Source organism: Tessaracoccus luoxuelianae (assembly GCF_054483915.1).
Genome location: NZ_CM137013.1, coordinates 1810651 through 1836642, shown reverse-complemented (window position 1 = coordinate 1836642; position 25992 = coordinate 1810651). Strand labels below are relative to the sequence as shown.

The 25992-nt window shown below is 69.1% G+C and carries 26 protein-coding genes; 10 read left to right on the top strand and 16 right to left on the bottom strand.

The window, feature by feature from the left end; all coding sequences use genetic code 11:
- Nucleotides 1–56: 56 nt before the first annotated feature.
- Together ACX1D1_RS08170 and dxr are read right to left on the bottom strand one after the other, a co-directional pair.
- On the bottom strand, nucleotides 57–1343 hold the full coding sequence (locus ACX1D1_RS08170) for a M50 family metallopeptidase (RefSeq protein WP_182783013.1): 1287 nt from the start codon (nucleotides 1341–1343) through the stop codon (nucleotides 57–59).
- Entirely contained in the window at nucleotides 1340–2539 is a 1200-nt protein-coding gene (gene dxr, locus ACX1D1_RS08165) for a 1-deoxy-D-xylulose-5-phosphate reductoisomerase (protein ID WP_182783014.1), read from the bottom strand. Before dxr ends, ACX1D1_RS08170 begins: the two co-directional genes overlap by 4 nt.
- A 64-nt stretch (nucleotides 2540–2603) precedes the next feature.
- On the opposite strand from dxr, the gene ACX1D1_RS08160 reads away from it, so the two are divergent.
- Entirely contained in the window at nucleotides 2604–3296 is a 693-nt protein-coding gene (locus ACX1D1_RS08160) for a phosphotransferase (RefSeq protein ID WP_459054261.1), read from the top strand.
- A 165-nt stretch (nucleotides 3297–3461) separates the two neighbouring features.
- Here the strand turns inward: ACX1D1_RS08160 and gdhA are convergent, their stop codons facing one another.
- The 7 genes from gdhA to rpsB form a co-directional block, all read right to left on the bottom strand.
- Nucleotides 3462–4802 carry an NADP-specific glutamate dehydrogenase gene (gdhA, locus tag ACX1D1_RS08155; protein ID WP_459054260.1) on the bottom strand — a complete coding sequence of 447 codons (1341 nt, stop codon included), beginning with the start codon at nucleotides 4800–4802 and terminating at the stop codon, nucleotides 3462–3464.
- Between the two features lie 87 nt (nucleotides 4803–4889).
- The gene (rlmN, locus tag ACX1D1_RS08150; protein ID WP_459054259.1) at nucleotides 4890–6011 is read right to left on the bottom strand and encodes a dual-specificity RNA methyltransferase RlmN; all 1122 of its coding nucleotides are present in this window, start codon (nucleotides 6009–6011) and stop codon (nucleotides 4890–4892) included.
- Between the two features lie 25 nt (nucleotides 6012–6036).
- Nucleotides 6037–6897 carry a phosphatidate cytidylyltransferase gene (locus ACX1D1_RS08145; protein WP_459054258.1) on the bottom strand — a complete coding sequence of 287 codons (861 nt, stop codon included), beginning with the start codon at nucleotides 6895–6897 and terminating at the stop codon, nucleotides 6037–6039.
- Entirely contained in the window at nucleotides 6897–7451 is a 555-nt protein-coding gene (gene frr, locus ACX1D1_RS08140; RefSeq protein WP_459056559.1) for a ribosome recycling factor, read from the bottom strand. Before frr ends, ACX1D1_RS08145 begins: the two co-directional genes overlap by 1 nt.
- Before the next feature lie 31 nt (nucleotides 7452–7482).
- Nucleotides 7483–8190, bottom strand: a complete 708-nt coding sequence (gene pyrH / locus ACX1D1_RS08135; protein WP_459054257.1) for a UMP kinase — start codon at nucleotides 8188–8190, stop codon at nucleotides 7483–7485.
- A 108-nt stretch (nucleotides 8191–8298) separates the two neighbouring features.
- A complete protein-coding gene (gene tsf, locus ACX1D1_RS08130) occupies nucleotides 8299–9108 on the bottom strand; it encodes a translation elongation factor Ts (protein ID WP_459054256.1) in 810 nt (269 codons plus the stop codon).
- A gap of 30 nt (nucleotides 9109–9138) precedes the next feature.
- Nucleotides 9139–10083: a 30S ribosomal protein S2 gene (rpsB, locus tag ACX1D1_RS08125; RefSeq protein ID WP_459054255.1), complete on the bottom strand. Its 945-nt coding sequence runs from the start codon at nucleotides 10081–10083 to the stop codon at nucleotides 9139–9141.
- 287 nt (nucleotides 10084–10370) lie between these two features.
- Here rpsB and ACX1D1_RS08120 point away from each other — a divergent pair, with 287 nt between their 5' ends.
- Nucleotides 10371–11282 carry a M23 family metallopeptidase gene (locus tag ACX1D1_RS08120; RefSeq protein ID WP_459054254.1) on the top strand — a complete coding sequence of 304 codons (912 nt, stop codon included), beginning with the start codon at nucleotides 10371–10373 and terminating at the stop codon, nucleotides 11280–11282.
- Between the two features lie 23 nt (nucleotides 11283–11305).
- On the opposite strand, the gene ACX1D1_RS08115 is transcribed toward ACX1D1_RS08120, so the two are convergent.
- Nucleotides 11306–12211 (bottom strand): tyrosine recombinase XerC, encoded by a 906-nt coding sequence (locus ACX1D1_RS08115; RefSeq protein WP_459054253.1) that lies wholly within the window; start codon nucleotides 12209–12211, stop codon nucleotides 11306–11308.
- A gap of 101 nt (nucleotides 12212–12312) precedes the next feature.
- On the opposite strand from ACX1D1_RS08115, the gene def reads away from it, so the two are divergent.
- Nucleotides 12313–12930, top strand: coding sequence for a peptide deformylase (gene def, locus ACX1D1_RS08110; protein ID WP_459054252.1), 618 nt, complete (start codon nucleotides 12313–12315; stop codon nucleotides 12928–12930).
- Nucleotides 12931–12942: 12 nt separating this feature from the next.
- On the opposite strand, the gene ACX1D1_RS08105 is transcribed toward def, so the two are convergent.
- Complete coding sequence (locus tag ACX1D1_RS08105; RefSeq protein WP_459054251.1) at nucleotides 12943–13794, bottom strand: TrmH family RNA methyltransferase; 852 nt, start codon at nucleotides 13792–13794, stop codon at nucleotides 12943–12945.
- Here ACX1D1_RS08105 and ACX1D1_RS08100 point away from each other — a divergent pair.
- Entirely contained in the window at nucleotides 13793–15514 is a 1722-nt protein-coding gene (locus tag ACX1D1_RS08100; RefSeq protein WP_459054250.1) for a chorismate-binding protein, read from the top strand. The genes ACX1D1_RS08105 and ACX1D1_RS08100 overlap by 2 nt on opposite strands.
- Nucleotides 15511–16467, top strand: coding sequence for a bile acid:sodium symporter family protein (locus tag ACX1D1_RS08095; RefSeq protein ID WP_182783028.1), 957 nt, complete (start codon nucleotides 15511–15513; stop codon nucleotides 16465–16467). Before ACX1D1_RS08100 ends, ACX1D1_RS08095 begins: the two co-directional genes overlap by 4 nt.
- Here ACX1D1_RS08095 and ACX1D1_RS08090 read toward each other — a convergent pair.
- The 5 genes from ACX1D1_RS08090 to fabG all read right to left on the bottom strand — a co-directional run bounded on the left by ACX1D1_RS08090 (nucleotide 16458) and on the right by fabG (nucleotide 20607).
- Nucleotides 16458–17639, bottom strand: coding sequence for an SPFH domain-containing protein (locus tag ACX1D1_RS08090; protein ID WP_370585754.1), 1182 nt, complete (start codon nucleotides 17637–17639; stop codon nucleotides 16458–16460). The genes ACX1D1_RS08095 and ACX1D1_RS08090 overlap by 10 nt on opposite strands.
- Before the next feature lie 69 nt (nucleotides 17640–17708).
- Complete coding sequence (locus ACX1D1_RS08085) at nucleotides 17709–18185, bottom strand: NfeD family protein (protein ID WP_370585748.1); 477 nt, start codon at nucleotides 18183–18185, stop codon at nucleotides 17709–17711.
- Nucleotides 18182–18967: an ABC transporter ATP-binding protein gene (locus ACX1D1_RS08080; protein WP_182783030.1), complete on the bottom strand. Its 786-nt coding sequence runs from the start codon at nucleotides 18965–18967 to the stop codon at nucleotides 18182–18184. The genes ACX1D1_RS08085 and ACX1D1_RS08080 overlap by 4 nt, the downstream gene beginning before the upstream one ends.
- Before the next feature lie 198 nt (nucleotides 18968–19165).
- Nucleotides 19166–19939 carry an enoyl-ACP reductase FabI gene (gene fabI, locus ACX1D1_RS08075; RefSeq protein WP_182783031.1) on the bottom strand — a complete coding sequence of 258 codons (774 nt, stop codon included), beginning with the start codon at nucleotides 19937–19939 and terminating at the stop codon, nucleotides 19166–19168.
- 14 nt (nucleotides 19940–19953) lie between these two features.
- On the bottom strand, nucleotides 19954–20607 hold the full coding sequence (fabG, locus tag ACX1D1_RS08070) for a 3-oxoacyl-ACP reductase FabG (protein WP_459056558.1): 654 nt from the start codon (nucleotides 20605–20607) through the stop codon (nucleotides 19954–19956).
- Nucleotides 20608–20734: 127 nt separating this feature from the next.
- Here fabG and ACX1D1_RS08065 point away from each other — a divergent pair, with 127 nt between their 5' ends.
- The 5 genes from ACX1D1_RS08065 to ACX1D1_RS08045 are packed head-to-tail and all read left to right on the top strand — an operon-like array spanning nucleotide 20735 to nucleotide 25990.
- Entirely contained in the window at nucleotides 20735–21055 is a 321-nt protein-coding gene (locus ACX1D1_RS08065; protein ID WP_182783032.1) for a DUF3099 domain-containing protein, read from the top strand.
- A complete protein-coding gene (locus ACX1D1_RS08060; RefSeq protein ID WP_459054249.1) occupies nucleotides 21052–21867 on the top strand; it encodes an SURF1 family cytochrome oxidase biogenesis protein in 816 nt (271 codons plus the stop codon). Before ACX1D1_RS08065 ends, ACX1D1_RS08060 begins: the two co-directional genes overlap by 4 nt.
- Entirely contained in the window at nucleotides 21864–22655 is a 792-nt protein-coding gene (locus tag ACX1D1_RS08055) for a putative RNA methyltransferase (protein WP_459054248.1), read from the top strand. Before ACX1D1_RS08060 ends, ACX1D1_RS08055 begins: the two co-directional genes overlap by 4 nt.
- 25 nt (nucleotides 22656–22680) lie before the next feature.
- Nucleotides 22681–24045, top strand: a complete 1365-nt coding sequence (locus tag ACX1D1_RS08050) for a glycoside-pentoside-hexuronide (GPH):cation symporter (protein ID WP_459054247.1) — start codon at nucleotides 22681–22683, stop codon at nucleotides 24043–24045.
- Entirely contained in the window at nucleotides 24023–25990 is a 1968-nt protein-coding gene (locus ACX1D1_RS08045; RefSeq protein ID WP_459054246.1) for an alpha-glucosidase, read from the top strand. Before ACX1D1_RS08050 ends, ACX1D1_RS08045 begins: the two co-directional genes overlap by 23 nt.
- Nucleotides 25991–25992: the final 2 nt, after the last annotated feature.

The window sequence follows — 25992 nt, the reverse complement described above, 5'->3', positions numbered from 1 at the left end:
CGCATCGCGCACACCGCTGGTCGCACGGCGATGCGGTCCGGATCACCGCACCCCTCCTAGAGGATCTGGATCGGCGAGATGATGTCTGCAAGGATCAGCACCACGCCGCCGAGCAGGAGGAAACCGCCGACGAGGTAGGTGACGGGTAGGCCCTTGGCCGTGTCCGTGTGGCCGGGGTCCGGCCGGCCCATCAGGCGGGCTGTGTGCCTGCGGAGCCACTCCCAGATAGCCGCGGCCACGTGGCCGCCGTCGAGTGGCAGCAGCGGCACGAGATTGAGCAGCGCGACGAACAGGTTCACAGATCCCAGCAGCGACAGCCAGGTGGCCGCCTTGTCCGCCACCTCGAGCTCGTCGCTGGCACCGATCTCCCCTGCCACGCGGGAGGCGCCCACGATCGACAGAGGCGAGTTGAGGTCACGCGGCTGCCCGGTCACCAGGTCAGCCGCAACGTTGTAGACCCGCACGGGGAAGCTGGCGAGTGCGACGACCGACTGTTTCGTCATGGTCCACATCTGGGCGGCTGTCGCCGCCACACCTCCACGCCGCTGCTCGATGGTTGGGCTCACCCCCAGGAACCCGGCCTCGACGGTGCGGGAGGGGTCCAACCGGTCAGGCACGAAATTCAGGACGGTGCGGACCTCTGGCAGCTCGATCCGTTGGCCATCGCGCTCGACGACGACGCGCGCCGCGCCGTCGCGGTTGTCCCGGATCAGGTCGCCCATCTGCTCCCAGCCGGTGAGCTCGGCGCCGTTGAACGCGAGCAGGATGTCGCCCGGCTGCACCCCGGCCAGGACAGCGGGGGTCTCCGGGTCACCGGGGCGGCAGGTGCGGTCCGCGCGGTCCACCGGGACGGCGCATTCGGAGACCGAGGCCACCGTCAGGGTTGCCGTCGGGACCCCGTAGGCCAGGTTGATCCCGAGGAAGATGGCGAAGGCGATCAGGATGTTCATCAGTGGCCCGCCCAGCATCACCACGATCTTCTGCCAGGTCTTCTTCTCGTAGAGCAACCTGCCCTTGTCAGCCGCGGTGATGTCCTCGTACTCGACGGCGCGGGCCTCATCAGCCATCCGGGTCAGCCACCCACCCGGCTTGGCTGAGGGACGCCGGGGCGGGTACATGCCCATCAACCGCACGTAGCCGCCGAGCGGGATGGCCTTGATGCCGTACTCCGTCTCGCCCCGGGTGGTGGACCACAGCGTCTTGCCGAACCCGACGAAGTACTTGCTGACCCGGACCCCGAACAGCTTGGCGGGCACCAGGTGCCCCACCTCGTGGAGAGCGATCGAGGCCATGATGAGGGCGAAGAAGAGGATGGCGAACAGGACCGTGAGCACGGCGGTCATCGCGCGACCGCCAGCTCGGACGCCCTGGTGCGCCCCCACCGGTCCGCGGCGAGGACCGCCGGCACCGTGAGCGCGTCGTCGCCCACGTGTCCGGTCTGCAGGTGCTCCTCGACGCACGCGGCCACGATCCTGGTGATGTCCGGGAAACCGATGGTCCCTGCGCAGAAGGCGTCGACGCACGCCTCGTTGGCGGCGTTGTACACGGCGGGTGCGGTACCGGCCGCCTTGCCGGCCCTGCGAGCGAGCTCGACGGCGGGAAAGGTCTCATGGTCCAGGGGCTCGAACGTCCAGGTGGCCGCGCTGGTCCAGTCGCACGGGGCGGCGGCGTCAGCGAGCCGCTCCGGCCAGGTCAGCGCGATACCGATGGGCAGGCGCATGTCCGGCGGCGACGCCTGGGCGATCGTGGAACCGTCGTGGAACTCCACCATCGAGTGCACGATGGACTGCGGGTGCACGGTGACGACGATGTCGTCGAAGCCGACGCCGTACAGCAGCGCGGCCTCGATCAGCTCGAGGCCCTTGTTGACCAGGGTGGCGGAGTTGATGGTGATCACCCGTCCCATGTTCCAGGTGGGGTGCGCCATCGCCTGCTCCGGAGTGACCTCAGCGATCTGCTCCTGGTTCCAGCCTCGGAACGGGCCGCCGGAGGCGGTGAGGATCAGCCGGCGCACCTCGTCTGCCCGTCCGGCTCTCAGCGCCTGGGCGAACGCCGAGTGCTCGGAATCCACAGCGACGATCTGGCCTGGGGCAGCGGCCTGCACGACCAACCTGCCGCCGATCACCAGCGACTCCTTGTTGGCCAGCGCCAGCGTGCTTCCCGCGGCCAGCGCCGCGAGCGTGGGGCCGAGACCGGCCGCCCCGGTGATGGCGTTGACCACGACGTCGACGCCCGCCCCGGCGAGCTGCGTGGAGGACTCTGGGCCGAGCAGCAGCTTCGGCAGCTGGTACTGGCCGGTGCTCCATCCGCGACGGTCCGCCTCGGCATACAGCGCACGTTGGAGCTCCTGGGCGGCGCTGGCCCTGGCCAGCCCCACGGTCTCCGGCTCGAACTCGATGATCTGGCGTGCGAGCAGCTCCAGATTGCCTCCCGAGGCCGAGAGCGCCAGCACCCGGAACTGGTCCCTCCTGCTGGAGATCACCTCCAGGGTCTGGGTGCCGATGGATCCGGTGGAGCCCAGCAGGGCGATGGTGCGCACCAGGTAAGTCTATGCGCCCGCCGTCGGCTGAGATCCGGCGGCGATGTCGTGCCAAGATCGTCCCATGCCCCTTGCCACCCCTCCCCCCGCCGGAACCCCGGTCCCGTTCGCCATCACCCGATGGGCCGCGCAGAACCGGCGCCGCGTCGACGAGTTGGTCTGGCTCAACGAGCTCGGCGGGCTCACCGCCCGCGTCGTCGGTCCTGACACCACCCCCTTGTTCGCCAAGTGGAGCCCTCACGACCTCCTCCCGGAGGCCGAGCGGCTCTCGTGGTTGGCCAGCCGGTTCCCGTCCCCCCGGATGGTGGAATACGAAGAACTCGACGACGGCTGGTTGATCGTCACCATGGGGCTGCCCGGTCACTCCGCGGTGGACGCGCGTGGGCAGGCACACCCCGACCGTGCGGCGGCCGCCATCGGGGAGGGGCTGGCGATGCTGCACAGCCTTGATCCGAGCGACTGCCCCTTCGGTCCGGCCGACTGGATCGGTGTGCAGGACGACGTCGATGTGCTGGTGGTGGCTCACGGCGACCCGTGCGCCCCGAACACGCTGGTCGCCGACGACGGAAGGTTCGTAGGCATCGTCGACGTCGGCGACCTGGGCGTGGCGGACCGCTGGGCTGATCTCGCCATCGCGTCATGGTCGCTGGAGTGGAACTTCGGCCCCGGCCACGAAGACGCGTTCTGGGCCGGGTACGGCGAAGCGCCGGACCCTGAACGGATCCGGCGCTACCGCACCCTGTGGGGCGAGCCGTGACTGGGGAACCACTGATCAATCATGTCCTGGCTGCGGCGCACCGGCTCGGGCGATCTGCCACCCCTCCATCTGGATATGGACGTCAGGTACACGCACCAGATGTAGTGGCACCATCTCATCCCGCCCGGCACGTCCTCACCGAGAACAGCATTGATCAGTGGTTCCCTAGACCAGACCGAAGGCCTGCATCGCCGAGGCGACCCTCTCGAAGCCCGCGATGTTGGCGCCCACGACATAGTCTCCGGGCGAACCGTAGGATTCGGCCGTCTCGGCACACAGGTCGTGGATGTTGCGCATGATCGCAGTCAGGCGCTCCTCGGTGTACTCGAAGCTCCAGGAGTCGCGAGAGGCGTTCTGCTGCATCTCCAGCGCCGAGGTGGCCACGCCTCCGGCGTTGGCCGCCTTGCCCGGACCGTAGAGGATTTTCGCCTCCTGGAACACCTTGATGCCCTCGGGGGTGGTGGGCATGTTGGCGCCCTCAGCGACGGCGATGACGCCGTTGCGGACGAGCGTGGCGGCGTGGTCGCCGTTCAGCTCGTTCTGCGTGGCCGACGGCAGGGCGACATCCACGGGCACGTCCCAGATGGAACTGCCGTTGGAGTGATAGCTCGCGGAGGAGCGGCGCTCGGCGTAGTCGCTGACGCGGCCGCGCTCGACCTCCTTGATCTGCTTGAGCAGGTCAAGGTCAACGCCCGCCTCGTCGATGACGTAGCCCGTCGAATCGGAGAACGTGATCACCGTGCCGCCGAGCTGGTGGACCTTCTCGATGGCGTAGATGGCCACGTTGCCGGAGCCGGAGACGCTGACCTTCTTGCCGTCGAACGATTCACCGCGTGTCTTGAGCATCTCGTCGGCGAAGACCACGGTGCCGTAGCCGGTGGCCTCGGTGCGCACGAGCGACCCGCCCCAGGCGATGCCCTTGCCGGTCAGGACGCCCGACTCGTAACGGTTGGTGATGCGCTTGTACTGGCCGAACATGTAGCCGATCTCGCGACCGCCGACGCCGATGTCTCCGGCGGGGACGTCGGTGTACTCGCCCAGGTGGCGGTACAGCTCGGTCATGAAGGACTGGCAGAAGCGCATGACCTCAGCGTCGGTCCTGCCGCGCGGGTCGAAGTCAGAGCCGCCCTTGCCGCCGCCGATCGGCAGCCCGGTGAGCGAGTTCTTGAAGATCTGCTCAAACCCCAGGAACTTGATCACGCCGAGGTAGACGCTCGGGTGGAAGCGGAGGCCCCCCTTGTAGGGTCCGAGGGCGGAGTTGAACTCCACGCGGAAGCCGCGGTTGACGTGCACCTCGCCCATGTCATCCATCCACGGGACGCGGAAGATGATCTGGCGCTCCGGCTCACAGATGCGCTGGAGGATCTTGGAGTCGAGGTATTCGGGGTGCCGCTTGATGACGGGCTCGAGGCTCTCGAAGACCTCGCGGACGGCCTGGTGGAACTCGGCCTCCCCCGGGTTGCGGGCCACGACACTCTGGAAGACGCCCTCCAGTTGTTGCTCCATCGATACTCCTTCGGATTGAGTTCAGCGGGACGATAGTAGCCACCCGCCCGGCTGCGTCGAGGGCGGGTCCCCCATCCGGACAATGAGTTACTGGGATACGGAGGCGGCCAGCTGGCCGCAGGCGCCGTCGATCTCGGAGCCGCGGGTGTCGCGGAGGGTGACGGGGACGCCCCGTCGCTCCAAGGTCTGCATGAAGGCACGCTCGTCCTCCTTGCGGGAGGCCGTCCACTTCGAGCCCGGCGTGGGGTTGAGGGGGATGAGGTTGACGTGCACCCAGCCCCAGTCGCCGCGCTTCTTCAGAAGCGTCGCCAGCAGGTCCGCCCGTGCCACGGAATCGTTGATGTCGCGCATCAGCGCGTACTCGATCGACACCCGTCGCTTCGTGGTGCGCGCGTACTCCCACGCGGCGTCCACCACCTCGCCCACCTTCCACCTGGTGTTGATGGGCACGATCTCGTCACGCAGCTCGTCGTCCGGGGCGTGCAGGGACACTGCCAAGGTGAGGGGCAGCCCTTCGGTGGTCAACTGCTGGATCTTCGGGACCAGGCCGACGGTGGAGACCGTGATGCCGCGCGCGCTCATCCCGAATCCGTCCGGGCTGGGTGCGAGGAGGGTGCGGATGGAACCCAGCACCGCCTTGTAGTTGGCCAGCGGCTCCCCCATGCCCATGAACACGATGTTGTTGAGGCGTCCCGACGCACCGGGCACCACGCCGGATGCGAGCATCTGGTTGGCCGCCAGTGCCTGGACTGTGATCTCCGCCTGGCTCAGGTTGCGCTGCAGGCCTCCCTGGCCGGTGGCGCAGAACGGGCAGGCCATCCCGCAGCCGGCCTGCGACGAGATGCACAGTGTGGAGCGGCCTGGGTAGCGCATGAGCACGGACTCGAGGAGGGAGCCGTCGTGCAGGCGCCAGAGGGTCTTGATGGTGGTGCCGCGGTCCGCGGTGCGCTGGGTCACCTGATCGAGCAGGCGCGGGAACAGCTGCTCCCCCAGGTCGTCGCGGATGGAGGCCGGAATGTCGGAGAACCCGGCGACGCTGTCTTCGAGCCTGTCGAAGAGGTGCCGAGAGATCTGATTGGCACGGAACTTGGGCAGGCCGAGCCTCTGGGTGGCGTCGATCCGCTCGTCGACGCTCAGATCCAGCCAGTGCTTGGGGGCCTTACCCCTGGCGGGCGCATCGAAGACGATGGGCAGCTGTGTTCCGGACATTGGTCACCTTTTCGATGGAGAGAGGTCAGCCGCCGAGGGCGAGATGGAGGACGAGCCAGCCGACGGGAACGGCCACGAGCATCGAGTCCAGGCGATCCATGACACCCCCGTGGCCGGGGAGAAAGTTGGACATGTCCTTGATTCCGGCGTCGCGCTTGAGCAGGGACTCGACGAGATCACCGGTGGTGGCTGCAAGACTCACCAGTATTCCGAGCGGGAGACCGACCCACCACGGCGCTCCGAGGAGGGACACAGCGGCCAGGACGGCCACGGCGGTGGTCACCGCGACACCGCCGGCCAGGCCCTCCCACGTCTTGCCCGGGCTGATGTGCGGGGCGAGCTTGTGCCGTCCGATCAGCGAGCCCACGGCGTAGGCGCCCGTATCGGAGGCGACGACGCACGCGATGACGGTGAGGATCCGGAGCTGGCCGTCGGGCGCCGCCATCAGGAGCGGCACGAACATGCCGAGCAACGGGATGTAGGCGATCACCAGGGCGCTGGCCGCGACGTCGAGGACGAAGCCCTCGGCGCCGCGGAAAAGCCGCGACGCCAGCGCGACGATGGTGGTGGCGCCCAGGCAGATGATGACGAACGACGTCGGGGTGACCCGCATATCCGTGACGGCCGCGAGGTAGCCACCGATCACGCTGAGCGCGGTGCCCGCCACGATGGGCAGGATCTCGGCACGCATCCCCTTCCTCAGGAGCGCACGATGCACCTCGACGGCCGCGGCACTCAACCCCACGGCGACCAGGCCGATGAACAGCCAGGGGAACCAGATGAGTCCCACGGCGAAGGACACGAACAACGCGACGCCCACCCCGATGGCCACCGGGAGGTCCCGGCCGGCCTTCGGGGTGCGGGTCTGGTTGTCGCTGGTGGTCATCAGACCTCGAGCAGCTCAGCTTCCTTGTGCTTGAACAGCTCGTCGATGCTCTCCACGAACTTCTTCGTGCTGGCGTCGAGCGCCTTCTCGGCACGCGCCAGGTCATCCTCGGTGATCTCGCCGTCCTTCTGGGCCTTCTTCAGGTGGTCCATGGCGTGCCGACGGACGTTGCGCACCGCGATGCGGCCGTCCTCGGCCTTGGCCTTGGCCATCTTGATGTACTCGCGGCGACGCTCCTCGGTCAGCTGGGGCACGAGGATGCGCACCGAGTTGCCGTCGTTACTGGGATTGACACCGAGATCCGCGTCGCGGATGGCGCGCTCGATGGCACCGATGGCGCTCCTGTCGAACGGGGTGATCACCATGGAGCGCGGGTCGGGCGAGGTGAAGCTGGCCAGCTGCTGCAGGGGCGTGGGCGCGCCGTAGTAGTCCGCGGTGATCCTGTTGAACATCGCGGGATGCGCCCGCCCCGTTCGGATGGTGGACATGTCCTCGCGGGTGTGGTCCACGGCGTGCTGCATCTTGGTGGAGGCGTCGTTCTGGGTTTCGGCGATCATGAAAGTGCTCCTGAGGTGACTGGGGTGGCTAGCGCGAGACCAGGGTGCCGATCGGCTCGCCGGCGACGACTCGCCCGATGTTGCCCGGTGTGGAGAGGTTGAAGAAGACGATACTGAGGTTGTTGTCGCGCGCCAGCGAAATGGCCGTGGCGTCAGCGACCTTCAGGTCCTCCAGGAGGAACTGGTCGTAGGACAGGCGATCGAACTTGGTGGCTTCGGGGTGGGTCTTGGGGTCCTTGTTGTAGACGCCGTCGACGCCCTGCTTGCCCATCAGCAGCACCTCGGCCCCGATCTCGAGGGCCCGCTGGGCCGCTACGGTGTCGGTGGAGAAGTAGGGCATGCCGGAACCGGCGCCGAAGATGACCAGGCGCCCCTTCTCGAGGTGTCGCTCGGCGCGCCGTGGAATGTAGGGCTCCGCCACCTGAGCCATGTTGATCGCCGACTGGACGCGGGTCTCGATGCCGGCCTTCTCGCAGAAGTCCTGCAGGGCGATGCTGTTCATCACAGTGCCGAGCATGCCCATGTAGTCGGCCCGGTCCCGCGCCATCCCGTTCTGCGACAACTCGGCGCCGCGGAAGTAGTTGCCTCCGCCGACGACCACCGCGACCTGGGTGCCGGATCGAACCACCTCGGCGATCTGCTCGGCGATGTTGGCCACCACGATGGGATCCACGCCGAGCTTTCCGCCGCCGAACACCTCCCCCGACAGCTTCAGAAGGACTCGTCGATAAGCCACTGGGCCTCCTCGTTCTGGCTGGGTCGCCTCATGCGCGTGCGCCGCGACCCGAGCGGGTCGCGGCGCACGTCACTCTACTTCACTGTGCAGCGGGCTGCTTGTCCTGGGTCAGGAGCCGACGGCGAACCGCACGAAGCGCACGATCTCGGTGTTGCCGGCCTTGAGCGCGTCACCGACGGACTTCTTGTCCTCCCAGACTGCGGCCTGGTCAACCAGGACGACGTCCTTGAAGAAGCCGCCGACGCGACCCTCGACGATCCGCGGGAGGGCGCCCTCGGGCTTGCCCTCCTCCTTGGCGGTGGCCTCGGCGATCCGTCGCTCGTTCTCGACGACGTCCGCCGGCACCTCGTCGCGGGTGACCCACTGGGGCGACATGGCGGCGATCTGCATCGTCACCTGGTGCGCGAGCGCCTCGTCGCCCTTGTACTCGACGAGGACGCCGACCTGCGGGGGCAGGTCCGCGGCGCGGCGGTGCAGGTAAAGGTGGGTGGCGCCGTCGAAGTTGGCCGTGTTGACCACGGAGAGGTTCTCTCCGATCTTGGCACCCAGCTCCTGGACCGCGTCCAGCACCTTGGCGCCGGACGCCAGGACGGCCTCGTTGGTGGAGGCGACGTCCGTGGCACCGGAAGTGAGGACGGCGGAGAGGATCTCGTCGGCGAGGGCCACGAACTCGGCGTTCTTGGCGACGAAGTCGGTCTCGGAGGCGAACTGGATGAGTGCCCCGTCGCGGCCGGCGACGATGCCGTTGGTGGCCTCGCGGTCTGCCCGCTTGGCGGCCTTGGCCAGGCCTGAGATGCGCAGCAGCTCAATGGCCTTCTCGAAGTCACCCTCGGCCTCGGTGAGGGCCCTCTTCGCGTCCATCATCCCCGCGCCGGTGGCGTCGCGGAGCTTCTTCACGTCAGCGGCAGCAATTGCCATGAGTGGTGTTTCCCGTCTTGTTAGTGTGGATCAGTTGGCGGCGGTGGTGTCGTCGTCCGAGGCGGGTGCCTCGGCGTCGACGGCGGTGGCCTCGGCCTCGACGGCGGGGGCGACCTCAGCCTCAACGGCCGGGGCGGCCTCGGCTGCGGGGGCTTCCTCCACCGCGGGGGCGGCGACCTCGGCCTCGGCGACCGGGGCCTCGGCCGGGGTGGCCTCGGCGCCGAGGAGCTCCAGCTCCCAGTCAGGCATCGGCTCGGCGGCGACCTGCTCGCCACTGCGGCCGGCGGAGCGCTCGATGAGGCCCTCGGCGACAGCGTCGGCGATGATGCGGGTCAGCAGCGCCACGGAACGGATGGCGTCGTCGTTGCCCGGCACCGCGTAGTCCACCTCATCGGGATCGCAGTTGGTGTCCAGGATGCCCACCACAGGGATGTGCAGCTTGCGTGCCTCGTCGACGGCGAGGTGCTCCTTCTTGGTGTCCACGATCCAGACCGCCTGCGGGGTCTTGGCCATGTCGCGGATGCCGCCGAGGGTCTTGTCCAGCTTGATCTTCTCGCGCTCGAGCTGCAGGAGCTCCTTCTTCGTGAGCCCGGAGCCGGGAACGTCGGCGAAGTCCATGCCCTCCAGCTCCTTCAGGCGCTGGATGCGCTTGGTGACCGTGTGGAAGTTGGTGAGCATTCCGCCCAGCCAGCGCTGGTTCACGTAGGGCATGCCCACGCGCGTGGCCTGCTCGGCGATGGCCTCCTGGGCCTGCTTCTTGGTGCCGACGAAGAGCACCTGGCCGCCGCGCGCCACGGTGGACTTGACGAAGTGGTACGCCTTGTCGATGTAGCTCAGCGAGAGCTGGAGGTCGATGATGTAGATGCCGTTGCGCTCGGTGAAGATGAACCGCTTCATCTTGGGGTTCCAACGACGGGTCTGGTGCCCGAAGTGCACGCCCGATTCGAGCAGCTGGCGGGTGGAGACGACGGCCATGGCCGGTCCTTTCGCGGCAGGGCTCCGCCCTGCCTGACTTCGGTGGGCCGAGGGCCCACGGTGGTTACGATGACCCCAGCGGGGCCAATGCCTGATGCGCCCGGCGCCGCACCCGCTCCGGGGAGCGGGACCACGCGGCCACCGGCGGTCCCCCGCGCGGCGCATGCGATGTCAACCCAAGGGTTGCAGGGTCATCTTAGACGGGTGCGTCCGACGGCGACAAACGCACCTGTCCACAGCTGGCAGCGCCGGCGGGAGATCGGGGCGCACGCTGACGAACAAGGGGCATGCGCCGATTCCTGCTCTCCCTCTGGCTGTTCGCCATGCTGTCCTGCGTCGCCACCGCGGCCGCGGATGCCGGCCTGCTCCTGGAGCCTCCCGTTGAGGGCCGGCCCATGCGTGGGTTCGACGCGCCCGCCTCGCCCTACGCACCCGGTCATCGCGGGGTGGACCTTTCAGGCACGGCGGGGACGGCTGTGAGGGCGGCGGCGGCTGGGCGCGTGCACTTCTCGGGTTTCGTGGCCGGCCGCGGCACGGTCTCCATCGACCATGGGAACGGGTGGCGGACCACGTATCAACCGGTCTCTCCGGGGATCGGCGAGGGCGAGGTGGTCGCCGCCGGGGACCGCATCGGCACGCTCGCGGCGGGGCATTGCGACGGGGCGGCGTGCCTGCACTGGGGACTCACCGACGGTGAGCGCTACCTCGATCCCCTGCTCTACCTCGAGACCGCCGTGGTCAGGCTGCTGCCCGCCGGGTCGCAGCCCAGGCCGATGCCGGAGCTGCTTGCGGCCCACGTCACCACCGTCGGGTCCCTGCCAGTGGACGGGAGGGTGTCGTCCCCGTTCGGGATGCGCCGCCACCCCGTCACGGGCGTGGTCAAACTGCACGACGGCGTGGACCTGGCCGCCTCCTGCGGAACCCCTGTCCACGCCCCCAGCGGCGGCGTGGTGGTGGACGCATCCTTCCACGTGGCCTATGGCTACCGGGTGAGGATCGATCACGGAGGGGGCCTGTCCATGGCGTACACACACCTGCCGGGGCTGGAGGTGCGTGAGGGCCAGCAGGTGGCCGCGGGGGCTCGCATCGGGAGCGTCGGCAACACCGGACTGTCCACCGGGTGCCACCTGCACTGGATGGCGTGGCGGAACGGCAGCCTGACCGATCCGCTTGCGTTGCACTCCGGCTCCGGTGGGTGACCGGCTCCCCGGCCCGCCAGGAGTCAGGCGCGCGGATGTGCCTGCCGGAAGGCGTCGCGGAGTCGCTCGGAGGTGACATGTGTGTAGATCTGGGTGGTGGCCACCGACGCGTGGCCGAGCATCTCCTGCACGCTGCGAAGGTCCGCGCCGCCCTCGATGAGGTGGGTGGCCATCGCGTGCCGGAGCCCGTGCGGCCCCACATCCATCCCCGTGCCGCCTGCCGAGGTGAGGGCATGGACCACCCTGCGGGCCACCCTCGGATCCAGCGCGGCGCCCCTGGCCCCCAGAAACACAGTCTCCGGGCTGCCCGCCCTTGCCAGCAGGGGGCGCAGGTCGAGCCAGGAGTCGATCGCGCGGAGCGCGGGCAGTCCCACCGGCACGGTGCGGTGCTTGCCCCCCTTGCCCAGCACGCTCAGGGACTGACGCTCCCTGTCGACGTCGCGGAGCAGCAGTCCGCACGCCTCCGAGACGCGCAGGCCGCCGGAGTAGAGGACCTCCACCAGCGCCAGATCCCTTCTCGCGAGCGGAGCGTCATCCTCGCCCACCCGCGCTTCCGCCCCGGAGATGCCCGCCTCCACGGCGCCGACGGGCAGCACGGTGGGGAGGTGCTGCCGACGCTTCGGCGCCCGGAGCCGCGCGGCGGGGTTCACGGACAAGGGCACCTCGCGCTGAGCCCAGGCGAAGAACCCCCGCGCGCACGCCACCCGGCGCTGCACCGTGGCCGTCGCCGCGCCGTCGTCTGCCATCCGGGCCAGCCAGCCACGCAGCCGCCCGAGGGTGACGCGGCCCACCTCGACGTCGACGAAGCGTGCCAGATCCACCAGATCAGTGCGGTAGGCGCGCACCGTGTGGGGCGACAGGCCACGCTCGGCGCTGAGGTGCGCCGAGTACTCGTCCAGCAGGGCGGACCACCCCGGGGGAAGCTCCATACCTGTCAGTGTCGCGCACCGCGCACGCCGGGGCGCAGCACGACACCCGTGCGGCATACTGGGCACCCGAAAGAGCGTGGACGAGCACTGCTGGAGGACACATGGCGCAGGACGATCTCACCCAGGGCGGCTCCGTCCGCCCGATGACCAGGTGGGGAACCCCCGTCATGCACGCCAGGACCGAGCCGGTCACCGAGTTCGGTGAGGAGCTGCACACGCTCATCCGTGACATGTTCGCCACCATGCGCGCCTCGGAGGGCGTGGGCCTGGCCGCCACCCAGGTGGGGGTGGGGCTCGCGGTGTTCATCTACGAATGCCCCGACGGTGACGACCGGCTCCAGACCGGCGTCGTGTGCAACCCGGTGGTCACCGTGCCGGAGGGCAGCGACCGCCAGCTGGACGCCGCGGACGAGGGCTGCCTGTCGTTCCCGGGCGGTTACGCCATGCTGGCGCGGCCGGACAAGGCCCGCTGCGTCGGTCAGGATCCATGGGGCAACGAGATCGTCGTGGAGGGCACCGGCCTGCTCGCCCGCTGCCTCCAGCACGAGACCGATCACCTCAACGGCACCGTCTTCGGTGACCGCCTCTCCGCGCGCTCCCGCCGGCAGCTGGACGCCAAGGTGGCCGAGCTGGCCTGGCGCTATCCGGAGGACTGGCCGATCTCCCCCAAGGCCGCCCACGCCACCCCTGCCGGAGAACCCGAGCCCCCGCAGACCTGAGTTCGGTCCCCTTTAAGGGGAGTGAACTCTCGGGCCCAGTCCATAGGCGAGGATCGCGGCGGCCGCGGCCACGTTCAGCGAGTCCACGCCCTGGGCCATGGGAATGGTCACGTGATGATCAGCGGCGGCCAGCCACGCGTCGCTCAGGCCGCGGCCCTCGGTGCCGAGCAGCAGCGCCACCCTCTCCGGCGCCTCGAATTCGGCGAGCTCCACGGCCGCGGTTGACAGCGTCGAGGCGACAAGCGCAAAGCCGGCCTCGCGGAGGCGGGTGAGGTCCGCGTCGGAGTCCATGCGGCGCCACGGCAACGCGAGCGAGGCGCCCATGGAGGCCTTGATCGCACGCCGGTAGAGCGGGTCGGCGCTGCCTGGGGAGACAATGACCGCATCCCAGCCGAGCCCGGCCGCCACTCTGATGATGGCGCCGATGTTGGCGTGGTCGACGATCTCCTCGCAGACGATGACGCGCCGGGCCGCCAAGATCTGCTCCCAGGTCGCCTCAGGCGGGCGGTCGAAGGAGCCGAGCGCCCCCCTGTGGACGTGGAAGCCGCTGATCTTCTCGATCAGCGCCTCCGTCGATACGTAGACCGGCACGTCGGGCCAGCCCTGCAGCAGCGGTTCCACGCCCGTCAGCCATCTCGGCTGCAGCAGGAGGGACCTGGGGCGGCACCCGGCCGCGAGGGCCCGCTCGATGATCTTGACGCCCTCCGCGATGAATCGACTCTCATCAGAGCGCCGCAACTGGGCATCGCGGAGGCCCGCGAAGTCCGAGAGCCGTTCGTCGGTGGGGTCGGTCACGTCGATCAGCACGGCCCGACGATACCGCCCGACCCCGATGCGGACGATCGGGATAGCCTTGGGCGCCATGGACCCGTTCGTGCTGCTCGACGACGCCCGTCGGGGCAGCGCGACCCTTCTCACCGGGCTCCGTCGGGTGACCCCGGTCACGCTGGAGGGCCTGGACGCGGCGCTACGCGACGGCTGGGCGGAAGGGCTGCACGCCTTCGCCTGGCTCCCCTACGATCTGGGCGAGGCGCACGCCGGGCTCCAGGACACCGCGCCGGGCGCGGTCTACTGGTTCCAGGATCGGGCGCCCGTGGACCCCGTCGACGTGCTGCCCGACAACGGCCACGGGTGGCTGGCGGAGATCGCGCACGACGTGGACCACCCCCACTTCGGCCTGGCTGTGGCCGACCTCCAGGAGGCCATCGCGGCCGGCACCAGCTACCAGGTCAACTACACCCACCGGGTCACCGCCCGCCTCGTCGGCGACCCGATGGCCCTCTACGCCAGGCTGCGCCGGCGGCAGCCGGCCGCGTACGGGGCACTGGCGCGCCTTCCCGCGCCGGCGGCGCCCTGGACGCTCAGCCTCTCCCCCGAGTTGTTCATCCGCGTGGCCGATGGTTCGGCGGTGGCCAGGCCGATGAAGGGCACGGCGCCGGCCTGGACGGACCCCGTCGCCCTGCGCGAGGACCCCAAGAACCGGGCAGAGAACCTGATGATCGTCGACCTCCTCCGCAACGACCTCAGCCGCGTCGCGGTGCCCGGAACAGTGGCGGTGTCAAGGTTGTTCGAGGTGGAGCGGGTCGGTGACCTGTGGCAGATGACCAGCACGGTCAGCGGCCGCCTGGTCCCCGGCACGACGCCGGCGGACCTCCTCGCCGCCACCTTCCCCTGCGGGTCGATCACCGGGGCGCCCAAGCTGGCCAGCATGCGCCTCATCCGCCGCGCTGAGCGGGACGGTCGCGGGCTCTACACCGGTAGCCTCGGCCTGATCGATCCTGCCGCCGACGAACTGGGCTGGGCCATGAACCTCAGCATCGCCATCCGCACCCTGGAGGTCGACGGCGAGGGCAGGGTGCGGCTCGGCATCGGCTCCGGGGTGGTCGCGGACAGCACCCCTGACGGCGAGTGGGCCGAGTGCCTCGCGAAGGCCGCCTTCGCCACCGGCCTGAGACCCACCGTGACATTGAAGGAGACCCTGCGCGTGGTCGATGGCGTCGCGCCGCTCGGCACCAGGCATCAGGCACGGCTGACCGCCTCGGCCCGCGAGCTGGGCTTCGGCCCCGTCGAGGCGGTGGTGGAGGCGGCCGTCCGCGACACTCCAACCGGTGCCTGGCGGGTGGCCATCGACGTGGCCCCCACGGGCGCGGCGTCGGTGACCCGGACCCCCCTGGAGCCCCCACTGGCCCAGGCGCGAATCGTGCTGGCCGACGCGCCGTGGGTCCCCGGGCCGCTGGCCAGGCACAAGACCTCGGCGCGCGGACTCTACGACGACGCCGTGCGTGCGGCCTCCGCGGCTGGGGCCTTCGACACCATCGGTTTCGACGCCCATGGCCGCATCTTGGAAGGGGGACGCACATCGGTGTTCGCTCTCCTCGACGGCCGTTGGGTCACCCCGCCGCTCGACCTGGGAATTCTCGACGGCGTCCAACGCTCGGCGGTCCTCTCCGACCCCGCGCTGCTCGGAGCAGGGTCTGTGGCGGAGTACCCCGTGACGGTGGCGGAACTCCGCCGGGCCGACGCCATCACCGTCACCAACGCCGTGCGCGGGGTCCTGGCGGCCCGTCTGGAGGAGAGTCAGTGAAACTGAAGGTCGACCCCATCCTCGTGATCATCCTCGGCACCTTGGCCCTCGGCCTGCTGCTGCCGGTGAGCGGGCGTCCCGCCGAGATCCTGGACCTGGTCACCCGGGTGGGCGTCTTCGTGCTCTTCTTCGGCTACGGCGCGCGGCTGTCCGCTGCCGAGACCCGATCGGGGTTGAAGAACTGGAGGCTGCACCTGGCCATCCTCAGCACCACGTTCGTCGTCTTTCCGCTGTTGGCGGTCCCCGTGCTGGCCATCCCCGACGCCGTGTTGTCGGCCCCCATCCGGGTTGGGCTGATCTTCCTATGCCTGGTGCCCTCGACTGTGCAGTCGTCGATCACCTTCACCTCGCTGGCCGGCGGCAACGTGGCCGCCGCCATGGTCTCGGCGACGGCCTCGAACGTCCTGGGGGTGGTGATCACCCCGCTGCTGGCCATCGTGTTCATCCCCACAGCCAGCGGCGGATCGATCGGCTTCGAGCAGGTGTGGGGCGTGGTGGTGCAACTCTTGCTGCCCTTCGTGCTGGGGCAGCTGTCGCGGGTGGTGACGGCCGGATTCATGGCCCGGCACAAGGCGCGCCTCAAGTTCCTGGACCAGGCGGTGATCATGCTGATCGTCTACGGCGCCTTCTCCGAACTGCGCGTCTCCGGCGTCTGGCAGCAGCTGGCGCTCACCGAACTCCTGCTGCTGGTTCCCCTTGCGCTGGCACTCCTGGCCCTGATGTTCTCCTACACGTGGGCGCTGGGCGGGTGGCTCGGCTTCCCGCGCGAGGACCGGATCGCGCTCATGTTCTGCGGCACCAAGAAGTCGCTGGCCACGGGCGTGCCCATGGCCAGCGTGCTGTTCCCCGGCGCCACCGTCGGTGTGCTGGTGATCCCGCTCATGCTGTACCACCAGGCGCAACTGCTGGCCAGCTCGGTGCTGGCCACGAGGCTGCGCGAGGCTCAGGACTGAGGCCCCCACGGGCTGGACTGCTCCTCGCCGGCCTGCTGGGGTGAGGAGGACGGCTGGGGTGAGGAGGACGAGTTACCGTCCCCGATGGACAGCGGTTCCTCACCGGAGGGCGCCAACGATCTGGGCGTGGTGCTGATGTGCGCCCGCCTCGACGCGGCGCGCCCCGCATCAAGGGCCTGCGCATCGGCGATCGCCTGCTCGACGGTGGCGTTGGAACGCTGACGATCACGCACGGCCTGTTCCTCGATCTCCGCCTGCACGTCCACCATCTCGGGTGCCTCGAACTTCTGCGCGGCCTGAGACACGTAGTCGCGGACCCCGCCAGTCTCGGCCACCTGGCCCAGGCCCTTGAGGGCATCGTTGAGCTCGCTGGGGATGACCCACACCTTGTTCGAATCGCCCTTGGCGAGCTTCGGCAGCATCTGCATGTACTGGTAGGCCAGCAGCGCCTGATCGGGTTCTGCGGCGTGAATGGCGTTGAACACCTTGGTGATGGCCTGCGCCTCACCCTCGGCGTGCAGCATCTGCGCCTGCCTGTCGGCCTGGGCACGCAGCACAGCGGCTTCACGGTCGCCCTGTGCGCGCAGGATCGCCGCCTCCCTGTCGCCACCCGCAGACAGGATCTGAGACTGACGCTGCCCTTCGGCGATGAGGATGGAGGCCCTCTTGTCGCGCTCGGCGCGGGCGCCCTTCTCCATCGCGTCACGGATGGTGGGCGGCGGCTCGATGGCGCGCAGCTCCACCCGGTTGACCTTGATGCCCCACTTGCCGGTGGCCTCGTCGAGCACGGCACGAAGCCGCTGGTTGATCTCCTCGCGTGAGGTCAGCGCGGCCTCGAGGTCCATGCCGCCGATGATGTTGCGCAGCGTGGTCATGGTGAGCTGTTCGATGGCGGCGCGGTAGTTCTGCGCCTCGTAGGCGGCGCGCACCGGATCGACGATCTGGAAGTAGATGACCGAGTCGATGGAGACCATCAGGTTGTCCTCGGTGATGACGCCCTGCGGCGGGAACGGCACCACCTCCTCGCGCATGTCCAGCACGTAGCGGACCTGGTCGAAGAACGGGACGACGAGGTGGGGGCCCGGCTCAAGCGCCTTGCGGAACTTGCCCAGCCGTTCGACCAGCGCAACCTTCTGCTGCCGGATGATCTTAAGTGTGGCCGCCAGCGTCATGACGATGAGGATGACGAGTGCGATGAGTACCCAGAGAGTGATGTCGGGCATGGTTTTTCTCCTAGGAGGTTAGCTGCCGAGCTGACGATGGGTGGGATAGACGATGAGCGTGATGCCGTCGAGGCCGAACACCTCGACGTCCTCGTCGGGGCCGATCACGACGTTCGGGTCGAAGGAGCGCGCCTCCCAGATCTGACCCTCGACCTTCACCTCGCCCCGGCTGCCGGTGATCTCTCCCTGCGAGCGTCCAGATGCCCCCACCAGCTTGTCCAGCGAGGAACGGTAGCCGGGGGCCCGCCGGACGCGTTCGAGGAGGGTGGGGCGCAGCACGAACAGGGTGAGGACGGCGGTGGTGAGCGCGACGAGGACCTGCAGCCAGACGAGACCGGGAAAGATCAGCGCGGTGACGCCGCCCATCACCGCCCCCGAGGCGAGCATGAGGAGGGTGAGGTCCATGGTGAGGAGCTCGGCCGCGGCGAGGAGGGCGGCCAGAATGCCCCAGCCTGCCCACAGGTTGGTCCGGATCCATTCCAGCCACTCGTTCACATTCGGCTCCTCGCGCTCCAGCGTCCGCCGTCGTGGGTGACGCGCAGCGGCATGTCGAAGGTGCGGCTGAGGTTTTCGTCGGTGAGCGTGGAGCTGATCGGCCCGTCGGCCACGATGCGCCCGTCGCGCATCAGGAGGCAGTGCGTGACACCCTGCGGGATCTCCTCCACGTGGTGGGTGACCAGCACCGTCGCCGGGGAGTCGGGGTCCACGCAGAGGGCGGACAAGGTGTCCACCAGCGCCTCCCGCCCGGCGAGATCCAGGCCGCCAGCGGGCTCGTCCAACAGCAGCAGCTCGGGGTCCGTCATCAGCGCCCGGGCGATCTGCACCCGCTTGCGCTCGCCCTCGCTGAGGGTGCCGAACGTGCGCTCACGAAGGTGGGCGACGCGCATCGACGACAGCAGGTGGTCCGCCTGGGCCACGTCGTACTCGTCGTACTCCTCGCGCCACCGGCCGACGATGGCGTAGGCGGCCGAGAGCACCACGTCGCTGACCCGCTCGTCGGCGGGGATCCGGTCCGCGAGCGCGGAGGACGTGAGCCCGATGCGGGGCCGAAGCTCGAACACGTCGACGGTGCCCACCACCTCCCCGAGGATGCCGACGATGCCGTCGCTGGGGTACAGCTGGGCCGACAGGAGCTGGAGCAGCGTGGTCTTCCCGGCGCCGTTGGGGCCGATGACCACCCAGCGCTGCGCCTCGCCGATCACGAGGCTCACATCGTCGAGGAGGGTGGCCCCGCCACGCTTGATCGTCACGCCCGCTAGTTCTGCCACCGCTGCCATGCCACCCAACCTACCGGACGCCGCCAGCGGGTGACTGCAGGCCGGGCGGACGATGAAACGCGCTGGGAGGTGGGGGTGCGGGCCGGGCCGGGTTGGTCGGGCATGTGCGAAGGGGCAGGCGCTTGGGCCACCCCCGGAGTCACGGGCGGGACCGGCCCGCACCACCCACCACGTGCTGTCGGGCCTCCCCGCGACCGCTCAGGCTCCGGTGGAGTGCAGCCCGCCGTCGACGTGGATCATCTCGCCTGTGGTGGCGGGGAACCAGTCGCTCAGCAGCGCCACGACGGCCTTCGCGGAGGGGACGGCGTCCGAGGTGTCCCAGGGCAGGGGGGAGCGCGTCGACCAGGTGTCGTTGAAGGACGATGCTCCCGGGATGGCCTTCTTCGCCACGGTGTCCAGGGGGCCTGCGGCCACCAGGTTGCAGCGGATGCCGTCCGGGCCGAGGTACCGGGCCAGGTAACGCGAGGTGGACTCCAGCGCCGCCTTGGCCACGCCCATCCAGTCGTAGGTGGGCCAGCTGATCCGGGCGTCGAAGGTGAGGCCCACCACGCTGGCGCCGCGGTTGAGCAGCGGCTTGCAGGCCATGGTCAGCGACTGCAGCGAGTATGCGGAGATGTGCAGGGCGGCTCCGACCGTCTCCCAGTCCGTGGTGAGAAACGCGCCCCCCAGGGCCTTCTCCGGGTGGGCGTAGGCGATCGAGTGCACGATGCCGTCCAGGCCGCCGTCGAAGTGCTCGGCCAACACGCCCGGAAGCGCAGCGAGGTGCTCGGGGTCCGTGACGTCCAGCTCAATCAGCGGCGGCACCGGGTCCAGCTTGGAGATGGCCCGCTGGGCCGGGCCGATGGCGCGACCGGCCGCCGAGACCACGATCGTGGCGCCCTCGCGCTGCGCGATCTCTGCGACCGCGTACGCGATCGAGGTCCGCATGGTCACGCCGGTGACCAGGATGTTCTTGCCTTCAAGGAGACCCATCGTCAGGTCCTTTCTCAGTGACCCATGCCGAGGCCGCCGTCAACGGGGATGACGGCGCCGGAGATGTAGCCGGCGTGCTCGCCGGCCAGGAAAAGAGCGGCCTGGGCCACGTCGTCGACGCTGCCGAGGCGACCCGCGGGGATCCGCTTGGTGTAATCCGCGATGGTGCCCTCGGGCAGGACGGCGGTCATGTCGGTCTCGATGAACCCCGGCGCGATCACGTTGGTGGTCACGTTGCGGGACCCGATCTCCCGGGTCAGGCTGCGGGCCATCCCGACGAGAGCCGCCTTCGACGAGGAGTAATTGATCTGCCCTGGCGAACCGAGAAGGCCCACCACGGACGAGATGAGGATGATCCGGCCGAAGCGGGACCGCATCATGGGGCGGCTGGCGCGGCGCACCACACGGAAGGTGCCGGTGAGGTTGGTGTCGATGACCGACTGCCAATCCTCGTCCGACATGCGCATGAGCAAGGTGTCCTTGGTCACCCCTGCGTTGGCCACCAGGATCTCCACCGGGCCGAGTTCGGCCTCGACGGTGGTGAACGCCTGGTCCACCTGTCCCTGATCCGTGATGTCGCACGGGACGCCGAGGACGCCTTCCGGTACGCCGCCTGAGCGGTAGGTGGCGGCGACACGGTACCCGGCGTCGCGGAACGCCTCCGCCATCGCGCGCCCGATGCCCTTGGATCCGCCGGTGACGAGGACCACTCTAGATTCTGAAACCACGGGAGCAACCTACCGCACGCCCCCCGTTTCGAGGGGGTCTCCCGCGGCCCGGACTATGCTGGCGGGCATGGCCAAGGGAGACGACTCGACGCTGATCACCAGCGCCGGTCGCGGACGCACCCTTGAGCTGGAGGAACGCCAGCGGCGTTATCTCATCACCATGGCGGTGCGCACCGCCTGCTTCCTGTTGTTTCTGGTGGTGCCGGGCTGGTGGAAGGTGGTGGCGCTGGGCGCGGCCGCCCTTCTACCTGCCTTCGCGGTGTTGTTCGCCAACAGCGCGGATCATCGCCCCCCTCCGGTGGTGGCGGCAGACGACGACAGGGGTGAGGTCCGGGGCGCCATCACGGGCGGGGACGTGGTGCCGGGCACCGTCGAGGAGGATCATTGAGCAGGCAGGTCAAGCGGTGGATCGCCATGGGCGTCTTCGCCGCGGTGCTGGCCACCGTGTTCGTCATGCTCGGACAGTGGCAGCTGCGGCGGCTCGACGAGCGACGCGAGAACAACGCCGTCGTCGAGGCCCATCGTGCGCTGCCTGTGGTGTCCTACGACGAGGTGATGACCGGCGTCATCGACGACGCGGACCAGTGGTACCGGGTCTCGGCCACCGGCACCTACACGGGCGAGCAGTTCCAGGTGCGCTACCGCTCCCTCGACGGCGCCTACGGCAGCGAGGCTGTCGCGGTGCTGGACACCGCCCAGGGCGACTCCCTGCTGATCAACCGAGGCTTCCTGGTGCGGCAGCCCGGGTATCCGGACGGGGCGCTGCCTGCCCCGCCCGAGGGTGAGGTCACCGTCACCGGCTTCGTGCGCCGCAACGACCGGGGCGACGAGGGGGCGATGACCCCGCACGAGAACCAGATCCGGCTGATCAGCTCCGAGGCGCTCGGCACGGCGCTCGGGAGGGAGCTCGTCAACGGCTACGTGGCGCTGCTTGAGTCCACTCCGCCCGAGACGGACGTCCTGCGGCCTCTGGGTGAACCGGAGCTGGATGAGGGACCGCATCTGAGCTACGCGCTGCAGTGGTTCGCGTTCACGCTGATCGGGGTGGTCGGGATGGTGGTGCTGGTGCGGGCGGACCTCCGCGACCGCAGGGAGGCACGCGGACAGACGCCGCAGCAGACAGAGACGCAACCTCTCGAGTCGCAGCACGCGCCTCCCGCGACAGCGGCCCCTCAGGGGCAGGAGACGCCCCCTCAGTGAGCGGTCTCGACTGGCTGCGCTGCCCACATTGCGTGCTCCCGTTGGCTCGCACCGACCAGACCCTCCGCTGCCAGGCCGGGCATTCCTTCGACATTGCACGCCAGGGCTACGTCAACCTGCTGGGCCGCGCCGCGCCGCGCAACGCCGACACCCCGTCCATGCTGGAGGCGCGAGCACGGTTTCTCGGCGCCGGCCACTACGCCCCGCTGGCGGAGGCGGTGGCAGCCCAAGTCTCGGGCGCAGCCCGCATCGCAGAGGTGGGCGCCGGGACCGGCTACTACCTCAGCCGGGCGCTGGACGCGAACCCTTCCGCTGAGGGCCTGGCCACCGACGTCTCCGCGGCGGCCGCCCGACGCGCCGCCAAGGCGCACCCCCGGGCGTCGTCGATCGTGGCCGACACCTGGGCGGGGCTCCCCCTCCGCGACGGCGCGGTCGACGCCCTCCTCTGCGTGTTCGCCCCTCGCAACCCGGCCGAGTTCACCCGTGTCCTCGCCCCCGGCGGCCGGCTCGTCGTGGCTGTGCCGACTCCCGCCCACCTCGGCGAGGTGCGCGCAGAGTACGGCCTGCTCGGGGTGGCCGACGACAAGGCCGACGCCGTCCTGGCCTCGCTGCCCGGCTGGAGCCTGGAGGCTCTCGACACCCTCGTCCAGCCACTCCACCTGGCGCCCGAGGAGGTGGCGGACCTCATCGCGATGGGCCCTAATGCGTTCCACGGCCGACACGGCGTCACCGTCGCGGCGTCGACCACCCTCGCAGTGAGCATCCTGACTCTGACGCACCCTTCGTGAACTGAGTTGGCCCTAGGGTGGGCCCATGACCGCGACACGCTGGGGTTTCGGGCTCGGCACTCTCGGCCGCGACATGCTTGCGGCGCTGGTGTCGCTGTACCTCATGTTCTACCTCACCGACGTGCTGGACGTCTCTGGCGCGCAACTCGCCGCCGTCACCGCCATCCTGGTGGCGATGCGCGTCTTCGACGCCGTCAACGATCCCGTCATGGGGGTGGTGGTGGACAACACACGCAGCCGGTGGGGGAAGTTCAAGCCGTGGATCCTCGTGGGTGCGGTGCTGTGGGGGGCGGCAAGTCTGCTGATGTTCGCGGACCTGGGCGTCGACGGGTGGGGCTACGTGGTGCTGTTCACCGCGGTCTACCTCGTCTACGAGGTGGCCTACACCATCAACGACATCTCCTACTGGTCGATGCTGCCGTCTCTGACGCAGGATCAGAAGGAGCGAGAGAAGATCGGGGTGGTGGCCCGCATCTGCGCCAACATCGGCCTCTTCGCGATCGTGGTGGCGTTGGTGCCGATCACGGCGTGGCTGACGGGCGTCTTCGGCGATGCCCGGACGGCGTGGTTCGTGCTTGCGGCCGGGCTGGTGGTTCTCATGTTGCTGTTCCAGTCCGTGACCCTGGTATTCACGCGAGAACGTGTGGCGGGCCACCGGGAGACCACGCCGCTGCGCGAGCTGTTCTCCGTGATCGCCCGCAACGACCAGCTCCTGTGGGTGACGTTGGCGATGGTGGCGTTCATGGCCGGCTACCTCACCACCGCGTCGTTCGGGCTGTACTACTTCAAGTACTACTTCCTCGATGAGGGCGCCTACGCGATCTTCGCCGCCATCCTGGGCATCTCCCAGATTGCGGCCCTTGCCCTGTTCCCCCTGGCGTCCAAGGTGCTGACTCGGTCGCAGATTCACCTGCTCGCCACGGCGCTGTGCGCCGCGGGCTACCTCGTGTTCCTGGTGTCCGGCAGATCCCTCGTGGTGGTGGGTGTCGCGGGGGTTCTGCTGTTTGCGGGGCAAGGAGCCATCCAGCTGCTGATGGTGATGTTCATCGCGGACTCGGTCGAGTACGGCGAGTGGAAGCTGGGCCGTCGCAACGAGTCCGTCACCTTCTCGCTGCAGCCCTTCATCTACAAGCTCAGCAACGCCATCGCCAGCGGCGTGGTGGGCGTGACGCTGATCTGGTCCGGCATCGACGTGGCGACAACCCCAGATGACGTCACCGAGGAAGGGCTCGGCATCCTGCGCATGTCCATGCTGGGCCTCCCCCTGGCGCTCATCCTCGTCAGCTACCTTGTGCTCCGCGCACGGTACAAGCTGAACGAGGAATTTTACGCCACCGTCGTCAAGGACCTGGCCGAGAGGAACGCACGTGTCGAACAAGCTGTTGACTAAGAGCCACACCGTCCGCCAGCTGTACAAGCATCCCGTCGGACGCGACGTCATCGACAAGCTGCTGCTGCAGACCGCGCTGCCCCGCCGTCTCGTCTACACCGTGGAGTGGATGCAGCTGAAGTGGATCGAGCGGCTGCTGCAGCCCCTCACCGGCCCCGGGATGTTGGACGTGATCCTGGACCTGGTCAACTCGGAACGCGACCGCCCCCTGGATGGCCGCGCCCCGCACCCCACGCCCTGGTGGCGCGAGGCCGTGTTCTACCAGGTCTATCCGCGCTCCTTCGCTGACGCCTCAGGCGACGGCGTGGGCGATATCCAGGGCGTGATCGGGAAGCTGGACTACCTCCAGAAACTGGGGGTGGACTGCGTCTGGCTCTCCCCCATCTTCAAGTCCCCCAACGAGGACATGGGCTACGACGTCAGCGACTACCGCGACATCAACGACGAGATGGGCACCCTGGAGGACGTCGACCAGCTGATCGCCGCCTGTCACGAACGCGGCATGCGGCTCATCCTCGACCTCGTCGTGAACCACACCTCGGCGGAGCACGAGTGGTTCCGGAAGGCGGTGGCGGACCCCACGGGCCGCTACGGGGGCTACTACTTCATGGTGGAGGGAGACCCGGACACCCCGCCGAACAACTGGACGTCCTTCTTCTCCGGCCCCGGCTGGAGCTGGGTGCCTGAGGCTGAGCGGTGGGTGCTGCACCTGTTCGCCGACGGGCAGGTGGACCTCAACTGGGACAACGAGGACGTGCGCGACGAGGTGGCCGACATCGTCCGGTACTGGATGCAGCGCGGCATCGACGGCTTCCGGCTGGACGTCATCAACTACATCTCGAAGAAGCCCGGTCTGCCGGACGGGCACCCATTCATCGGCAAGCTGTTGGAGTTCGTCGGCGTGGAGCACTACTTCTACGGCCCGCGGCTGCACGAGTTCCTGCGCGGCCTGCGTCGCGACGGGTTCACGCGCCGCGAGCAGCCCGTCTCGAGCCCCCGTCGACGCCGGCCCGACGGCACCCTCGACGAGCCACTCCCCCCGGACATGATCGGGGTGATGGTGGGAGAGACCCCCGGCATCGGCATGGAGCTGGGGCGACTGTTGAGCGGATACGGTCGCGGGGAACTGGATCTGATCTTCAACTTCGACGTGCTCGACAACCCGGGCCACGTGCGGTGGGACTCCTACAGGTACCAGCTCTACTACCTCAAACGGTTCTACCGCGCCTACGACTCGCACCTGGCACCCAGCGACTGGATCGCGGTGTTCCTGGACAACCACGACAATCCCAGGATGCTCAGCAAGTTCGGCATGGGCCTGGAGAAGGACCCGGCGGTGCGCAGCGCGATCGGGAAGATGCTGGCCACCATCCAGCTCACCATGCGCGGCACCCCGTTCCTGTTCCAAGGGCAGGAGCTTGCGGCCATCAACCAGTCGTTCGCAGGCGTCGAGGAGTTGCGCGACGTGGAGTCGATCAACCGCCATCAGGCGCTCATCGACGGTGGGATGGCACCCGACACGGCTTGGGCACAGATCCTGGCAGGGTCGCGGGACCACTCCCGGGTGCCGATCCGGTGGAGTCCCGACGGCGGCTTCACCGAGGGCACCGCGTGGCTGATGGGCACCGACACCGAGCCGGGGTTCTCCGCCGAGGAGCAGGTTGCGGACCCCGACTCGGTGTTCTCGTGGCACAAGGCGCTCATCCGGCTGCGGCGGAACCACCGCGCCCTGACCATCGGGGCGTTGAAGTGGGTGCACCCGCACCACAAGTTCTACTTCGCCTACTACCGCAAGCTGGCCGGTGAGGTGTTCCTGATCGAATGCAACACCTCGGCCAAGCAGCGACCGCGGCCGCATGTGGGCGGGACGATCGTGCCGGTGATGGGGGGCCCCCGCCGCCCCGTGATGGAGCCGTGGGAGGCGACCGTCAGCCGCGTGTTCTGAGC

Bases quoted from the DNA above. Each gene is read 5' to 3' on its own strand.
- ACX1D1_RS08170 (WP_182783013.1), bottom strand. From the start codon at position 1,343: ATGACCGCCGTGCTCACGGTCCTGTTCGCCATCCTCTTCTTCGCCCTC.
- ACX1D1_RS08160 (WP_459054261.1), top strand. From the start codon at position 2,604: ATGCCCCTTGCCACCCCTCCCCCCGCCGGAACCCCGGTCCCGTTCGCC.
- gdhA (WP_459054260.1), bottom strand. From the start codon at position 4,802: ATGGAGCAACAACTGGAGGGCGTCTTCCAGAGTGTCGTGGCCCGCAAC.
- rlmN (WP_459054259.1), bottom strand. From the start codon at position 6,011: ATGTCCGGAACACAGCTGCCCATCGTCTTCGATGCGCCCGCCAGGGGT.
- ACX1D1_RS08145 (WP_459054258.1), bottom strand. From the start codon at position 6,897: ATGACCACCAGCGACAACCAGACCCGCACCCCGAAGGCCGGCCGGGAC.
- tsf (WP_459054256.1), bottom strand. From the start codon at position 9,108: ATGGCAATTGCTGCCGCTGACGTGAAGAAGCTCCGCGACGCCACCGGC.
- rpsB (WP_459054255.1), bottom strand. From the start codon at position 10,083: ATGGCCGTCGTCTCCACCCGCCAGCTGCTCGAATCGGGCGTGCACTTC.
- ACX1D1_RS08120 (WP_459054254.1), top strand. From the start codon at position 10,371: ATGCGCCGATTCCTGCTCTCCCTCTGGCTGTTCGCCATGCTGTCCTGC.
- ACX1D1_RS08115 (WP_459054253.1), bottom strand. From the start codon at position 12,211: ATGGAGCTTCCCCCGGGGTGGTCCGCCCTGCTGGACGAGTACTCGGCG.
- def (WP_459054252.1), top strand. From the start codon at position 12,313: ATGGCGCAGGACGATCTCACCCAGGGCGGCTCCGTCCGCCCGATGACC.
- ACX1D1_RS08100 (WP_459054250.1), top strand. From the start codon at position 13,793: ATGGACCCGTTCGTGCTGCTCGACGACGCCCGTCGGGGCAGCGCGACC.
- ACX1D1_RS08105 (WP_459054251.1), bottom strand. From the start codon at position 13,794: ATGGCGCCCAAGGCTATCCCGATCGTCCGCATCGGGGTCGGGCGGTAT.
- ACX1D1_RS08090 (WP_370585754.1), bottom strand. From the start codon at position 17,639: ATGACGCTGGCGGCCACACTTAAGATCATCCGGCAGCAGAAGGTTGCG.
- ACX1D1_RS08080 (WP_182783030.1), bottom strand. From the start codon at position 18,967: ATGGCAGCGGTGGCAGAACTAGCGGGCGTGACGATCAAGCGTGGCGGG.
- fabI (WP_182783031.1), bottom strand. From the start codon at position 19,939: ATGGGTCTCCTTGAAGGCAAGAACATCCTGGTCACCGGCGTGACCATG.
- fabG (WP_459056558.1), bottom strand. From the start codon at position 20,607: ATGGCGGAGGCGTTCCGCGACGCCGGGTACCGTGTCGCCGCCACCTAC.
- ACX1D1_RS08065 (WP_182783032.1), top strand. From the start codon at position 20,735: ATGGCCAAGGGAGACGACTCGACGCTGATCACCAGCGCCGGTCGCGGA.
- ACX1D1_RS08050 (WP_459054247.1), top strand. From the start codon at position 22,681: ATGACCGCGACACGCTGGGGTTTCGGGCTCGGCACTCTCGGCCGCGAC.